Source organism: Kribbella sp. NBC_00889, assembly GCF_045207705.1.
In the GTDB taxonomy this organism is placed as follows: domain Bacteria; phylum Actinomycetota; class Actinomycetes; order Propionibacteriales; family Kribbellaceae; genus Kribbella.
Map to the genome: position 1 here is coordinate 6,228,482 of NZ_CP108783.1, position 14,091 is coordinate 6,242,572.

A 14,091-nucleotide genomic window follows, 5' to 3' on the forward strand; every position below is an offset into this window, starting at 1 on the left:
TTCCTTCTGGATCCTTCACGGGCCGTTCCGGCACCGGATTCGGCGCTTAGCCCTCGTCTGGCAGCCTCTGACCCTACCGCCTGTCCGGGGTCATCTCGCACCGGACCCGGAGTCCGGAACCGGGCACCCTCAGCACCCATGATCTTACTCTCCGTCATCGATTTCCGGGGTCATCCAGGCGGTGGACCCGCGCGATGGTCGAATGGCCGGTATGGCGGATCGCGTGGACGAACGCATCGCGGCGGGCCGCTCTGCCCGCGCGGAGCTGCAGCCGCTGAGCGAGACGATCCACCGGCTGCAGCGCCGGATGGACGGCCTGTACGCCGAGACCAGGCACTGGGACAAGAAGGTTGCCCACGGCTACGACCAGTTGGACCGGCTGGAGCGGCGGACCGGATCCTGGCTCGGATCGCTGTTCGGCCGCGGCCAGGAACAGCAACTCGACGCCCTCCGCGCGGAGCTCTACGAGGCCGAGGACCGGTACGACGACGCCCGCCGCCGGTTCGAGGAGACCCGCACCGAACTGGACGACGCACGAGACCGGCACGACGACCTGCAGTTGGTCGCCGACGACTACGCGGCCGCGCTGGACGACAAGGAATCCGGCCTGCTCACGGCCGGGGACGACACCGCCGACCGCCTGCGGGTGATCGCCACCGAGCTCGAGGACCTCGCCGTACGGCTGCGCGAGACCGACGACCTGCTCACCAGCGTCGGCGGGTCGGATCGTGCCCTGGACACCCTCGAGTTCCTGGTGGGCCGGGCGATGCCGGCGGCCGCCGGCGACCTGGCGGGCGGCGGCATCCTGGCCGGCAAGGCGAAGTTCGACGAGTTGCAGGCCGTCGACAGCGCCGCGGCGTACGCCGACCGCTGCCTGTCCAAGCTGAGCGACGAGCTCCGGACGTACGGCGAACGCCGGCCACTGCGGTCCGGGCAGCCGCTCGATGCCGGCGCCCGGCTGCTCGACGTCTGGCTGGACCGCCCTGGTCACGACGTGAGGGCATTCGTCCTCGTACTGCAGGCGCGCAAGCAGATCCCCCGCACCCGGGACGTGGTCCGCCAGGTGGCTGACGACCTCGCCGTCCGCCGTACCGAGATCCTCGCCGAGACCGAGGCGCTCACCGCCGAACGGACCGCCCTGCTGTCCGGCTGAACCCGCGCCCCCTGCACAGTCCTAGACTGCGGAGGTTCGAGAGGCCGATGAGGGAGCCCTGACAGTGCTGCTGTTCCTGACCGCCGTAGACGCCCGGACCGGTGTGGCCCGGGATCTCACCATCGACGCCGAGGACGACACCACCATCGGCGACCTGGCGGGAGCCCTGGCGCCGGACGGCCGCCCGCCGGCCGGTTCCGACGACGGTTCGATCCGGCTGCTCAGCAGCGCCCCGAGCGCCAACGGCTTCGACGCCTCCCGTCCGCCCCTGTTCCTGCGCGGCCGGCAACTGCCGGACAACGGTCTGCTGAAGGCATCCCCGGTCCGGCATGGTGCGGTCATCGGCATCGGCGCTCCGGTGGCCGACCCCGGCGTCGAGCCGAGCGGCATCGTCGACCTGTGCTGCACCGGCGGGTACGGTGCCGGCCTCGTGCACCGGCTCAGCGTCGGCTCGTACGTCCTCGGAATGGATCACTCGGCCCTGCCGCTGGTCGAGGACTCCCCCGAAGTGGCCGCGTACCTGGAGGTCGGCGTCGACGGTCGGGTCATGATCCGGCCTGGCATGGAAGAGCTCGGCACCGTCCCGGCGCCGGACCGCCGGGTCCCGCTGGACGGTCCGATCATCGTCGGTGACCAGCTCCCGCCCCCGCCCAAGAAGCGCTGGTGGCAGCGCAAGAAGCAGGCGATGGAGCGGCTCAGCACGTCCCGCGACACCATCAGCCCACAGGACGCGCTGCCCTATCTGCGGATCGACCGCGAGCCGGTCACCAGGGAGGTCGAGTGGGAGCCGGGCAGCGTGCTCGGCATCGGCCACCAGTACTTCGAGCTGTCGCCGGTGACCACTCCGGACGCGTCGCTGGTCCCGACCGCGGAGGGCGCGACGATGGACTTCAGCCGTCCGCCCCGGCTGCTGCCGGAGGAGCGGAAGACCGAGTTCTCGTTGCCCGGTGTGCCGCATCGCCCCGACAAGATGCCGATCCCGTTCCTCATCGTGATCGCGCCGGTGTTCATGAGCGGCGCGACGTACCTGATCACGCATTCGACGTACACGCTGATGTTCGCGGCGATCTCCCCGCTGATGATGATCGCGAACTTCACCAGCTCCCGGCGGATGCAGAAGGTCCAGTACACCCGTCAGCTGGCCGAGTACCACGAGCAGCTCCGCCGGGTGGAGCAGGACGCGTTCGACAGCCTGCTGGACGAACGCTCCTCCCGCCGGCACAACTGGCCGGATCCCGCCGCGCTGCTGCTGTTCGCCAACGGACCCCGGGCCCGGCTGTGGGAACGCCGGCCGCAGGACCCGGACTGGTTGGTGGTCCGGGTCGGCACCGCCGACGTGCCCAGCGCGGTGACCGTGAAGGACTCGTCGCGGATGCAGCACGAGGGCCCGTTGCGCTGGACCGCTCCCGACGTACCGGCTGTGCTGCCGCTGGCGAAGGCCGGAGTCGTGGGCATCGCCGGACCGCCGGAGCTGCGGCAGACCGTGGCGCAGTCGATCCTGCTCCAGCTCGCCACCCTGCACAGCCCGGCGAACCTGCGGATGGCTGTCATCACGTACGGCGCCAACCGGGACGCGTGGTCGTGGACGCCCTGGCTGCCGCACCTGCGCCGCCGCGACGCCGGGGTCGCGGTCGCCTCCGTCGCCACCGACGCCGAGACGGCATCGCGCCGCGTCAACGAACTGCTCGCCGAGATCGACCAGCGGCGTGAGCTCGAGGAGCAGCAGGTCCCGCTCCCCGACCAGATCGTCGTCGTACTCGACGGCGCGAACGAACTGCGGCGCAACAGCGGCGTGGTCACCCTGCTCCGGCAGGGTCCGCGGTACGGCATCTTCGCGATCTGTCTCGACGAGGACCAGCGGCAGCTCCCCGAAGAATGCCGTGCGCTCGTCATCGGCACGCAGTACGGCGTGAGCCTGGCGACCACCCAGGAGGCGACCGTCGAGGCGATCCAGCCCGACCTGGTGCCGGCCAGCTGGTGCGACCGGCTGGCGCGGGCGCTCGCGCCGGTGCGGGACGCCACCGCCGACGGCGCCGCGTCGTCGCTGCCGGACTCGTCGCGGCTGCTCGACGTACTGCGTCTGAACGACCCGACCGGGGACGACATCGCGCAGCGGTGGAAGAGCGGCGGCCGCACCACCCGAGCCGTTGTCGGTGAAGGTGTGGAGGGCACGTTCAGCCTCGACATCCGCACCGACGGTCCGCACGGTCTGGTCGCCGGTACCACCGGTTCCGGTAAGTCCGAGCTGCTCCAGACCATCATCGCTTCGCTTGCCGTCGGCAACCGTCCGGACGAGTTCACCTTCGTGCTGGTGGACTACAAGGGTGGTGCGGCGTTCAAGGACTGCAAGCTGCTGCCGCACACCGTCGGTATGGTCACCGACCTCGACGGCCACCTGACGACGCGCGCGCTGGAGTCGCTCGGCGCCGAGCTGCGCCGCCGGGAGCATCAGCTCGCGGACGCCGACGCCAAGGACATCGACGACTACCTGGCGGCCAAGGAGGACGGCGACGCCCCGATGCCGCGGCTGCTGCTGGTCATCGACGAGTTCGCGGCCATGGTCCAGGAGCTGCCCGACTTCGTCGACGGTCTCGTCGACATCGCCCGCCGGGGCCGGTCGCTCGGCGTACACCTGATCCTGGCCACGCAGCGTCCGTCCGGCGTCGTCTCGGCCGAGATCAAGTCGAACACCAACCTGCGGATCGCGCTGCGGGTCACCGACCAGCAGGACTCGTCCGACGTCATCGACGCCTCCGACGCGGCACACATCTCCAAGTCGACACCGGGCCGCGCGCTGGCCCGTCTCGGCCACTCCTCCCTGATCCCGTTCCAGTCCGCCCGCGTCGGTGGCCGGCCGCGGGGAGTGCAGGTCCGCAGCGACGTCGCCGTACGCCCGTTCGACGCCGACTCCGCGGCGCGGAACCAGGCCGTCCAGGTGGTCGAGGACGAGGACGACATCACCACGCCGACCGACCTGACCAGCCTGGTCCGGGCGATCGACGCTGCCACCGCACAGATGGCCATCCCGCCGATCCCCTCGCCGTGGCTGCCGGCGCTGGAGGAGCAGCTCACGCTCGACGACCTCAGCCTGCCGGAGCGGAAGACCGGCGTGGTGCCGCCGCTGCCGATCGGCCTCGCCGACATCCCGCACCAGCAGGCCCAGGCCACCGAGGTGTGGGACCTCGGCAAGTCGGGCCACCTGGTGATCGCGGGAGCCGGCCGGATGGGCCGCTCGACCGCGCTGCGCTGCATCGCCGGTGCGATCGGCCGGTTCTGCGACCCGCGCGACGTCCACCTGTACGGCATCGACGCCGGCAACGGCGCGCTGCTGCCGATGCTGTCGCTGCCGCACACCGGAGCCGTTGTCCAGCGCAACCAGGTGGACCGGATGTACCGCCTGATGAACCTGCTCAACTCCGAGGTCACCCGGCGCCAGCAACTGCTGGCCCAGCAGGGCTTCGCCGACATCACCGAGCAGCGCGAGGCTGTGCCGGAGGAGGATCGGCTGCCGTACTTCGTGGTGCTGCTCGACCGGCTCGAGGGCTTCACCGCTGCCTACGACTCGCTCGACGGCGGAACGATGATCGACCTGCTCGTGTCGGTCCTTCAGGAAGGCGCAGGCGTCGGGATCCGCGTCGTCCTCGGCTCGGACCGCAGCGGTGTGCTCGGCCGGATCTCCGCGCTCGTCGAGGACCGGCTGATGCTGCGGATGCCCGAGGCCGGGGACTTCTCCGCGATCGGCATGCGCAGTCGCGACGTACCGACCTCGATGCCGCCGGGCCGCGCGTTCCGCGGCGGCGAGCGGCCCCGCGAGGTCCAGATCGCACTGCTGACCGAGGACCCGACCGGTGTCGCCCAGGTGGGCGCGTTGCAGGAGATCGGCCGGCAGGCCACCGAACTGGCCGGGGATGTCCCGCTGGCACAGCGCCCGCGGCGCGTCGACGAACTGCCGATGAGCATCACGACCAGGCAGGCGATGGAGCTCGCCACCGGGGCGCCGTCGAGCAGCCAGATCTCCGTCGGCGTCGGCGGCGACACCCTGGCGCTGCTCAGGTACGACGCTCTGCAGGACGGCGCGGGTTTCCTGATCAGCGGACCGCCACGATCGGGCAAGAGCACGGCGCTCGCGTTCATGCTGCGGGAGGCGGACGCGGGAGGCTGGCGGACGCTGGTCATCACGCCCCGGCTGTCGCCGCTGCGCGAGTTCAAGGGCCGCCGTACCCGGGGCCAGTTCAACGCGGACGCGTCCGTCGGCGACCTCGAGGAGGCGCTGAAGAGCCTCGGCCCGCGGCACCTGGTCGTGTTCGACGACTTCGACGTCCTCGGGCCGGACCACGCGATCAGTACCGCCGTCGCGCAGCACTACCAGACGCTGCGCGACTCCGGCAGCTCGGTGATCGTGGCCTGCGGCATCGATGAGGTGGGCGGCTACTACCGCGGCCTGACGGCCGAGATCCGCAAGGGCCGGACCGGCCTGCTGCTGGCGCCGCGGTCGTCCAGCGACGGCGAGATCCTGAACGTCCGGCTGCCGCGGTCGGCGACCGCCAGCCTGCCGATCGGCCGGGGTGTTTTCGGCCGGCCGGGCGGCTGGAGCTGGGCGCAGGTGCCGATCGAGGGGTGACGCCCCCAGGGGGCCCGGCTGACCCCGATCTTGACTAACCTGTGGCAGACCTTATTGACGGAGGGGTGGGCATGGCGGCGACAGAGCAGAACGCCTACAAGGGCACGCTCGCGAACTGCAAGAACTCGACGATCCCGAATTGCCGGGACGCGATCTACCACGGGGCCGGCAACCCGGCCGACAGCCTGCTGAGCGACCTGTCGTCGGGCGGCTGGGCCTGCGACAGCGCCACCGAGTTCTCCAACACGCTGCGCGGCAAGACCGGCACCATCATCGGCGCCTTCGACGACGCGGTCAGCACGGTCAACGCGGCGTGGAGCAAGGAGCCGGACGAGGTTCCGGAGAACGACTGGCGAGGCAACGCCTGGCCCAAGCAGTGGTCGATGAGGAACATGTGAGATGGCTGACATCAAGATCGACATCAACAAGCTCGACTCGGCGCTGAAGAAGCTCGACACGCTGGTCTCGACGGTCGACGGGCAGCGCAACTCCGCCAAGAGCAACACGCCGATCGCGCTGCCGTCGCTCGACGACGGCACGCTCGGGAAGACCACGAAGTGGCTGACCGAGCAGAAGCCCGAGCTGCAGACCCGGCTCGACCTGGCCCGGCTGCTCGATGTCGACGGTGACGGCCAGGCGTCGTACAAGGTCGAGTACGGCGACCAGTTGTGGGAGGTCAAGCGCGGCCTCAGCGACGAGATGACCAAGCAGCTCAAGGATCTCGACGTCAACAGCGTCGACGACCGCAAGCGGGCGGCCCTGCTCGCCTCGCTGCTGAACCGCTACCAGAACGACCCGGACATCCCCTGGCAGGTCATGAACGGCCTCGGCCCCGAGGGCGTCACCGAGGTGATGAACAAGCTTCGGAACATGACCGGCCAGTACGGCAGCCAGTACTGGCAGAACTCCGACAACCCCGGCGACGAGCACACCGCGCTGATCGACCTGCAGGAGCAGATGGGCAAGGGCCTGGCCGGAATGTTCTCCAGCGCCTCGGTCTACATGGACGGCGAGTGGGGCAAGAAGATCGCCGAGGACCCGTGGTCGGCCAGCGTCTTGATGCGGTACGTCGACAAGGCCCACAAGGACATCGACCCGATGGTGTTCGAGGCGATGGGCACCGAGCTCAAGGACCGCGAGCACAACGACCCGATGATCTGGTCGCAGATCTTCAACGATCCTGACTACTGGAACTTCGGCAACGAGCACTTCAGCAACCTGAACCCGATGCGCGAGTACCTGAACGTCGCCGACAACAGCACCCGCGACGCCCAGGCTGTGATGGGTAACAAGGACCTGATGCACTACTTCACCAGCGAGCGCCAGGACTACGACGACCTCAGCGACCAGGCCGGCAAGGTCCTCAAGGTCGCGACCGTGGACGCGGCGTACAGCGACAACTACCAGTACTCGATGAAGGCCGCCGAGATCTCGTCCAACCTCCTCTACGACCTGGGCGGCGACTCCAAGCCGCTGGACGGTGTGAAGGAGGAGGTCGGCGGCATCATCGGCACCTACATCATGGATGCCGACCGGGTGTTCGACGGCCACGGCGACTCCGGGCCCGGCTACCACCTGTGGGGCAAGGACGGATCGCCGTACGGCTACGGCCTGGGCGACGAGTCCGGCATGCCCAGGTACGGCATCAACATGGACGCCTCACACCTGCGCAACCTGCTGGAGGACGTCGGCGACAACGACGCGGCCAAGTCCGCGGTCGGCAAGGCCACGACGCTGCTGAACCAGATCCGCCTGGACGACGCCGCCGGCCACCAGGGGCAGGACTCCGGCGCATTGCACAAGGCCTCGCACGAGGCGTCGTCGCTGACCGGCTTCATGACGGACGCGCTCGTCAACGGCAACATCGACAACGAGCGCGAGGCGGCCGAGGAGCGGAAGAAGGTCGCCGAGTTCTTCACCGCACCGATCGACCTCATCCCGACCGACAAGGTCCCGGTGCTCGGCGACCTGATCAAGGGCGAGGTGACGGACGCGCTCGTCGAGGGCTACACGGCCGACAAGACCGACGACGCGATCAGCTCGGGCAACAACGACCAGCAGACCAGCACCAACCAGGTGAAGCTCCAGGCGCTGTACTCGATGGAGAAGCACGACCTGGACAACGGCGTCGACTGGCCGAAGGACGACTACGGTCACTACAAGGCCCCGGACAAGCTGAGCGGCGACGAGATCCGGAGCATTCTCGAGAAGTCCGACACGGTGACCGGCACGACCGGCGACGTTGTGGATACCATCGACGGTGCCTGGACCGAGAACATTAAGCAGTACGGAGACAACTGATGCGGCGATTCGTACCGCTGGCAGTCGCACCGCTCGTGCTGGTCGCGGGCGCGTGCGACTCCTCCGACGAGCCGGCTGACACCAATCCGCCGGCCGCCGGGGCCAAGCTGTGCGACGTCACTGACGCGAACTGGTGGTTCGACGCCACCGGCGCCGGCGGGCTGACCGGCGCACTCAGCGGCGACAAGCTGCCGCTGACGAATCCGAACCCCAGCGCGACCCCTGATGCACGGGCCGAGTGCAAGGCGCTCGGCGGCGGCAAGGAGGTCGGCAGCTTCGTCGCCGAGCTGACCAGCGCCGACGAGATCCTCGAGAACGCGCGGGCGATCGCGGCGGATCCGGCCGAGAACCAGTTCGAGGCCGCTGGCAACAAGGGCGCGGTGAAGCCGCCGGAGGGCGACAAGACCGAGGCCTGGTGGACCTGCGGCAGCACCCTGCTCAAGGTCGAACTGATCCACCCCAAGAACAAGGACCAGGCGGTCGAGCTGACCAAGGCCCTGGCCCAGCAGGTGGCCGGTGTCGTCGGCTGCCCCGGCCCGACCCCGAAGCCCAACTGAGGCATTCCAGCCGAAGCGTTGCCCTCAATAGCTTTCAGGAGCAACGAAAAAGTCCCGCACACCACCTGGTGAGCGGGACTTCTCGTTGGGCTGGGGTCAGCGGGGCGAGGTGACCTTGGGGAGGTCGCGGTGCTGGCCCTCTTCCTTCGCACCGATCTTGAAGTGCTGCTGCTGGAACGCGACGTCGTTGGCGGCCGCCGCGAACGCCTGGCACATGTTCGTCAGCGAGCTCTTGAAGTCAACCCAAGCCGTCGCGAACTCCGTAGCACCTTTGGAGTGCCACTCCTCGGCGGCCCGGGAGTGTGCACCGTCGACATCGGTCACGATCTGGTCGGCCGAGTTCATGCTCGCGACCAGCTTGTCGTACAGGTTCTCCAGATCCGCAATGTTGGCCTGCGCCATCTCAACCTCCCGATCAGGGGCCCCCTCGTGAGACCTCCTCGAATAAGAAAAACATACGGCTCCGAGGGGTCATCCCGGGGCTGTGTGGCGCTCGCCACCTACGACCTTCTCAGGGGCCGGCTGAACCCTGTCGTCCGTAACCTTGAGTGACCGAATGTGACGAGGGGTGCCATGGCCGACATCAAGATCGACATCAAGTTGCTCGACTCCGCGCTGAAGAAGCTCGACACGCTGGTCTCCAGCGTGGACGGGCAGCGCAACTCCGCGAAGAGCAACACGCCGATCGCACTGCCGTCGCTCGACGACGGCACGCTCGGCAAGACCACCAAGTGGCTGACCGAGCAGAAGCCCGAGCTGCAGACCCGGCTCGACCTGGCCAAACTGCTCGACGTCGACGGCGACGGCCAGGCGACGTACCAGGTCGAACACGGCGACAAGCTGTGGGAGGTCAAGCAGGCGCTCGGCAACGAGATGACCAAACAGCTCAAGGACCTCGACATCGACAGCGCCGACGACCGCAAGCGCGCCGCGCTGCTCGCCTCGCTGCTGAACCGCTACCAGGACGACAAAGACGTCTCGTGGCAGGTCATGAACGGCCTCGGCCCCAAGGGCGTGTCCGACGTGATGAACAAGCTGAAGGACCTGTTCGGGCGGAACAGCAACGGGTACTGGCAGAGGACCCTCAACCCCGGCGACGAGCACCAGGCGCTGATCGATCTGCAGGAGCAGATGGGCAAGGGCCTGGCCGGCATGTTCTCCACCGCCTCGTCCAAGATGGACCCCGAGTGGGGCAAGAAGGTCGCCGAGGACCCGTGGTCCGCGGCGATCCTGCTGCACTACATCGACAAGTCCCGCAAGGACGTCGACCCGGCCGTCTTCGAGTCGATGGGTACCGCGCTCAAGGACCGCGAGCACAACGATCCGACCATCTGGGGCCAGATCTACAACGATCCCGACTACCGGCACTTCGGCAAGGACAGCTTCAAGGAGATCAACCCGCTGCGCGAGTACCTGAACGTCGCCGACAACAGCACCCGCGACGCACAGGCCGTGATGGGGAACAAGGACCTGCGGCACTACTTCACCGTCGAACGTCAGGACTCCGACCACCTCAGCACCCAGGCCGGCAAGGTTCTCCAGGTCGCGACCACCGACGCGGCCTACAGCGACAACGACCAGTACGCCCGGAAGGCCGCCGAGATCTCCTCGGACCTGTTGTACGACATCGGTGGCAAGGGCAAGCCACTCGATGGCATCAAGGAGGAGGTCGGCGGCATCATCGCCACCTACATCGCCGACGCCGACCGCGTGCACGCCGATGAAGCCCAGAAGGATGCAGGGGTGCACGAGTGGGGCGAACGGCCCTACAAGTACGCCTTGGGGATCAGCGACGAGTCCGGCCTGCCGAAGTACGGCATCAATCTGAACTCGACCATGCTGCGCGGTGCGCTGGAAGACATCGGCGACAACGAGGCCGCGGTGTCCGCGGTCGGCAAAGCCACGACGATTTACAACCAAGCCCGGTTCGACTACGGGGCGAAGCACCACGGCGGCGACCCGGACCCGCTGCTCACTGTCAGCCAGTCGTCGTCGGAGTTCGCCGGTTTCATGACGGACGGGCTGGTCAACGGGGACATCGACAGCGAGGAGAGCGCGGCCAAGGAGCGCAAGAAGATGGCCGGGTACTTCACCGCGCCCCTGGACCTGATCCAGACCGACAAGGTCCCTGTCATCGGCGGCATCATCAAGGGTGAGGTGAAGGACGCCCTGATCGAGGGGTACACGGCGGACAAGACGTCCGCGGCGATCGACGCGGGGAACGCCGCGAAGGACGCGACCGTTACCCTGACCAAGCTCCAGGGGTTGTACGCGATGGAGCAGAATCACCTTCCCACCGGGATCGAGGGGTGGCCGAAGGAGAACGGGCGCCTGGTGCCCCCGAGCGACCTGAAGACGGAGCAGGTGCAGGCCATCCTGAACGACGTGAATCACGGAGCCACCAAGGGAACCCAGGTGACTGCCGAGATCGAGGATTCCTACGACAACATGATGAAGAAGTACGGAGGCAATTGATGGATCGCCGCCTCGGTGTCGCCGCAGCGGTACTGCTGCTGGGCCTGACCGCCTGCGAACAGGAGGCGCAGCCGCCGTCCGCCGATGCGAAGATCTGCGGTGTGACGATGGCCTCCTGGTGGTTCGACGCGACAGGCGCACCGGGGCTGGTGGGGACGATCAGCGGCGCGAAGCTGCCGATCGAGTATCCCGCCGACCCTGGAACCGGCCTTCCGCGGACGGAATGCCGGGTGTTTTCCGACGGCAAGCAGATCGGTGACTTCACCGTCCGCCTGAGGGACAGCGCGGCGGCCGACAACGCGTTGGGCGCGGTCCAGAGCCGCCCGCAGGACCACCGGTTCACCGCCGCCGGCGGCGAAGGAGCGGTCGACGAAACCGACGACGGCGTGACCGCGTCGTGGGTCTGCAAGACCACCGTCTTGTCCGTCGAGCTCACCAAGCCGAAGGACAAGGACACCCGCGTCCAACTCATGAAGCCCCTGGCCCAGCACATCGCCGAGGTCGCCGGTTGCCCTGATCTTCCGGCACCGCGCTGACAAAGGTCACGTTCTGTCGGGGGTCCTGTACGTCGGTGGGGCTGAAGGCCGATAATTTTCTCGATGGCTACCAGGAAACTCGCGCTGAAAGTTGCGACCCGCCAGTGATTGGTGCGTCGCGACGTGTGGTGCTGCCCGCCCTCATCCTGGCCGGCGCGACGGTGTTGACCGCTTGTGGGAACGACCAGCCACCGACGCTGGGACCGCCCGCGCCGGTGGCTGGTCTGGTGAAGTCTGGTGATCTGCCGGGCTCGCCGCAGCAGGAGCCGTTGGGCGAGGACGGCGTACCGCCGAACGGGTGCACGCTCGGCGGCGCGATGAGTCTGCAGGAGCACGCGGATCAGACGCAGTTCGTCCAGTACGCCCTGGCCGGCGGGACTGTGGTGAAGTCGTTCCTCTACACCTACCAGGACGCGGCGCTGCTGGCCAAGGACTGGAATCTCCTTGTCGCCGGCAACAAGAGCTGCGTCGGCCGGATGACCGGTCCCCCGAACGGCGGCTACGGCCTGCTGGAGGACCTCCCGGCGACCGTGACGGGCTACGAGACGTTTCTCCGCACCAAGAGCCAGGTGGCCCACTCCGAGCGCGCCTGGTCCCGTCGAGGCACCGACAGCATCGTCTCCGTCCTCGTCACCCACACCACCACCGACCTCGCCGCCGACCCAGTGACAGCCCTCCCCGCCGACGCCCAAGCCCTCACCCAGAAGACCGCCGCCGAATAACAGCAAAGACCCGGCTCGGAGCTACCGAGCCGGGTCCTGTTGCCTGGATCAACGAGCGACGGCCTGAACCTCCAGCACGCCGATGTTGGTGGTGTAGCTCTGCGGCGCGGGCTGCTGCGGGATCGCGCCCATGTCCGTGCCGTTGTACGACCAGGTCGCGCCCCACGTAGTGGTGGCGGTGACCGGCGTGGTGCCGCCGAGCGGGCTGGCCTTGGTGAATTGGATGGTGCACGGGTTGGCGGCGCCCGCGGCATACGGCGTACCCATGCCGTTGCAGGTGGTCGATCCCGCACCCGGCGCGGAAACCGTCAGCGTCGACAGCTTGGCGTCGACGTGGGCGGTCTGCGGGCCGGTCACCGAGTTCGCGGTGGCGTCGACGTACAGATCGTCGACCCGGTCCTTCACCCAGACCCAGGTGTCCAGGTTGACCAGCGTAGACCCGTCGCCGGTGCGCTTCGGGTTCCAGTCGATGGCCGGCTCGGGGATGGTCAGTTCGCGCGACGCGACGTCACGCAGCAGCTGCGGCGGGACCGGCGGGGTGGGCGGATTCTGTCCGGCCGGGACGTACACCGACTTGTGGTTGGCGAACCACTCGTCGGTGAACTTGAAGAACGAGTCCAGGTCGTCGCCGAACGTCTCGGACGAGCAGACGCCGCCGTACCAGTGGCCCTTGTCGTCGTCCTTGTACTGCTCGTATCCGGGGTACGGCGTGAACGGTCCGTCCAGTTCACCACCGGTGTGATGCCAGTCGGCGTTGGCCTTCCCGCTGCTGACCCACTCGTAGTACTCCTTGCCGGTCATCCCGGGCTCCATGTAGCACGGCGCGGGCACCGACACGGTCCGCGACGCGCTGTGCCCATCACTGCCGCCCCGCACCCCCGTCCCGGTCACGGTGATGACGATGGTGCCGCCGCTCGTCGTGGGGGTCGTGCCGGGCGGCGGGTCGAAGGCGAGGGCGGGTCCGGCCGACGTCAGCAGCAGGCCGACGCCGAGTCCGGTGGTCACCAGAGCGGTGCGCAGTTTCAGCATCGAGCTTCCTTCAGGGCGTAGTTGGTCACTCGCCAGACCCCTGTCGAGCGGGACAGGGTGGCCTGGATGGTCAGGGTTGGATTCCTTCGAATACTCGCGTCGACGTACTTCGTGCCGTTCGCGCGATACGTGATCAGTTTGGACTGGTCGAGGCAGCCGTTGACCGCGGCAACTTCACCGACGGCCTGCGCCTTGGTGACGCGGACGGTCATCGTGCCGCCCGAGCGTTCCTTCCGCCCCAGCTGCGGCTTCAGCACCGCGTCGAGGTACTTCACCACCACGGGCTCCGCGACCCCCGACATCGGCTGCGGCGGCTTCGCACCCGCCGCCAGGGCACCGAAGGCCACATGGAGTTGCTGGAAGGTGACGACGGCCGCGGAGGCGGCGGCAGGCAGTCCCGAGGGTCGCCGCAGATCCACCGTCAGGTTCCCGTACTTCGCGGCCGCGCGTGTCGGCTGCGTCGTCGGGGCTGGGCTCGCGCTCATGGTCGCGGACGGCGTGCCCGGCGTCGCCGACGTAGGAGCCGACGAGTCCGTGACCGTCGGCAGGCCACCGGTGTCGTCGCCACCACAGGCTGCCGGGAGTACCGCGAGCGGGGCCAGCAGTAGTACGGCCAGACGCGAGCGGGACACAGAGACCTCCGTCGATAGGCACAGAGCCGGGAACACGTTACCCGCTCAACGGTTCACCACGACGT

11 protein-coding genes are annotated in these 14,091 nt (G+C 68.4%); 8 read left to right on the forward strand and 3 right to left on the reverse strand.

Features of this window, described 5'->3' with window-relative positions; genetic code table 11:
- Positions 1 to 211 precede the first annotated feature (211 nt).
- The 5 genes from OG817_RS30420 to OG817_RS30440 all read left to right on the forward strand — a co-directional run bounded on the left by OG817_RS30420 (position 212) and on the right by OG817_RS30440 (position 8,632).
- Positions 212 to 1,153 (forward strand): hypothetical protein, encoded by a 942-nt coding sequence (locus OG817_RS30420; RefSeq protein WP_406048007.1) that lies wholly within the window; start codon positions 212 to 214, stop codon positions 1,151 to 1,153.
- A gap of 64 nt (positions 1,154 to 1,217) precedes the next feature.
- Positions 1,218 to 5,774: an FtsK/SpoIIIE domain-containing protein gene (locus tag OG817_RS30425; protein WP_406048009.1), complete on the forward strand. Its 4,557-nt coding sequence runs from the start codon at positions 1,218 to 1,220 to the stop codon at positions 5,772 to 5,774.
- 71 nt (positions 5,775 to 5,845) lie between these two features.
- A complete protein-coding gene (locus OG817_RS30430) occupies positions 5,846 to 6,172 on the forward strand; it encodes a hypothetical protein (protein WP_406048010.1) in 327 nt (108 codons plus the stop codon).
- Position 6,173: 1 nt separating this feature from the next.
- Positions 6,174 to 8,075, forward strand: a complete 1,902-nt coding sequence (locus OG817_RS30435; RefSeq protein WP_406048012.1) for a DUF6571 family protein — start codon at positions 6,174 to 6,176, stop codon at positions 8,073 to 8,075.
- The gene (locus tag OG817_RS30440) at positions 8,075 to 8,632 is read left to right on the forward strand and encodes a hypothetical protein (protein WP_406048013.1); all 558 of its coding nucleotides are present in this window, start codon (positions 8,075 to 8,077) and stop codon (positions 8,630 to 8,632) included. The genes OG817_RS30435 and OG817_RS30440 overlap by 1 nt, the downstream gene beginning before the upstream one ends.
- A 96-nt stretch (positions 8,633 to 8,728) precedes the next feature.
- On the opposite strand, the gene OG817_RS30445 is transcribed toward OG817_RS30440, so the two are convergent.
- Positions 8,729 to 9,034, reverse strand: a complete 306-nt coding sequence (locus OG817_RS30445) for a hypothetical protein (protein WP_396391803.1) — start codon at positions 9,032 to 9,034, stop codon at positions 8,729 to 8,731.
- 171 nt (positions 9,035 to 9,205) lie between these two features.
- On the opposite strand from OG817_RS30445, the gene OG817_RS30450 reads away from it, so the two are divergent.
- The 3 genes from OG817_RS30450 (at position 9,206) to OG817_RS30460 (ending at position 12,365) form a co-directional block, all read left to right on the forward strand.
- Positions 9,206 to 11,107 (forward strand): hypothetical protein, encoded by a 1,902-nt coding sequence (locus OG817_RS30450; protein ID WP_406048015.1) that lies wholly within the window; start codon positions 9,206 to 9,208, stop codon positions 11,105 to 11,107.
- Complete coding sequence (locus OG817_RS30455) at positions 11,107 to 11,643, forward strand: hypothetical protein (protein WP_406048017.1); 537 nt, start codon at positions 11,107 to 11,109, stop codon at positions 11,641 to 11,643. Before OG817_RS30450 ends, OG817_RS30455 begins: the two co-directional genes overlap by 1 nt.
- A 128-nt stretch (positions 11,644 to 11,771) precedes the next feature.
- Complete coding sequence (locus tag OG817_RS30460) at positions 11,772 to 12,365, forward strand: hypothetical protein (RefSeq protein WP_406048018.1); 594 nt, start codon at positions 11,772 to 11,774, stop codon at positions 12,363 to 12,365.
- A gap of 48 nt (positions 12,366 to 12,413) precedes the next feature.
- Here the strand turns inward: OG817_RS30460 and OG817_RS30465 are convergent, their stop codons facing one another.
- Complete coding sequence (locus OG817_RS30465; RefSeq protein ID WP_406048020.1) at positions 12,414 to 13,394, reverse strand: hypothetical protein; 981 nt, start codon at positions 13,392 to 13,394, stop codon at positions 12,414 to 12,416.
- Complete coding sequence (locus OG817_RS30470; RefSeq protein ID WP_396391797.1) at positions 13,388 to 14,026, reverse strand: hypothetical protein; 639 nt, start codon at positions 14,024 to 14,026, stop codon at positions 13,388 to 13,390. Before OG817_RS30470 ends, OG817_RS30465 begins: the two co-directional genes overlap by 7 nt.
- Positions 14,027 to 14,091 lie beyond the last annotated feature (65 nt).

Excerpts from the sequence above, each read along its gene's own strand:
- OG817_RS30450 (WP_406048015.1), top strand. The coding sequence starts at position 9,206 with ATGGCCGACATCAAGATCGACATCAAGTTGCTCGACTCCGCGCTGAAG.
- OG817_RS30420 (WP_406048007.1), top strand. The coding sequence starts at position 212 with ATGGCGGATCGCGTGGACGAACGCATCGCGGCGGGCCGCTCTGCCCGC.
- OG817_RS30435 (WP_406048012.1), top strand. The coding sequence starts at position 6,174 with ATGGCTGACATCAAGATCGACATCAACAAGCTCGACTCGGCGCTGAAG.
- OG817_RS30430 (WP_406048010.1), top strand. The coding sequence starts at position 5,846 with ATGGCGGCGACAGAGCAGAACGCCTACAAGGGCACGCTCGCGAACTGC.
- OG817_RS30440 (WP_406048013.1), top strand. The coding sequence starts at position 8,075 with ATGCGGCGATTCGTACCGCTGGCAGTCGCACCGCTCGTGCTGGTCGCG.
- OG817_RS30465 (WP_406048020.1), bottom strand. The coding sequence starts at position 13,394 with ATGCTGAAACTGCGCACCGCTCTGGTGACCACCGGACTCGGCGTCGGC.
- OG817_RS30445 (WP_396391803.1), bottom strand. The coding sequence starts at position 9,034 with ATGGCGCAGGCCAACATTGCGGATCTGGAGAACCTGTACGACAAGCTG.
- OG817_RS30455 (WP_406048017.1), top strand. The coding sequence starts at position 11,107 with ATGGATCGCCGCCTCGGTGTCGCCGCAGCGGTACTGCTGCTGGGCCTG.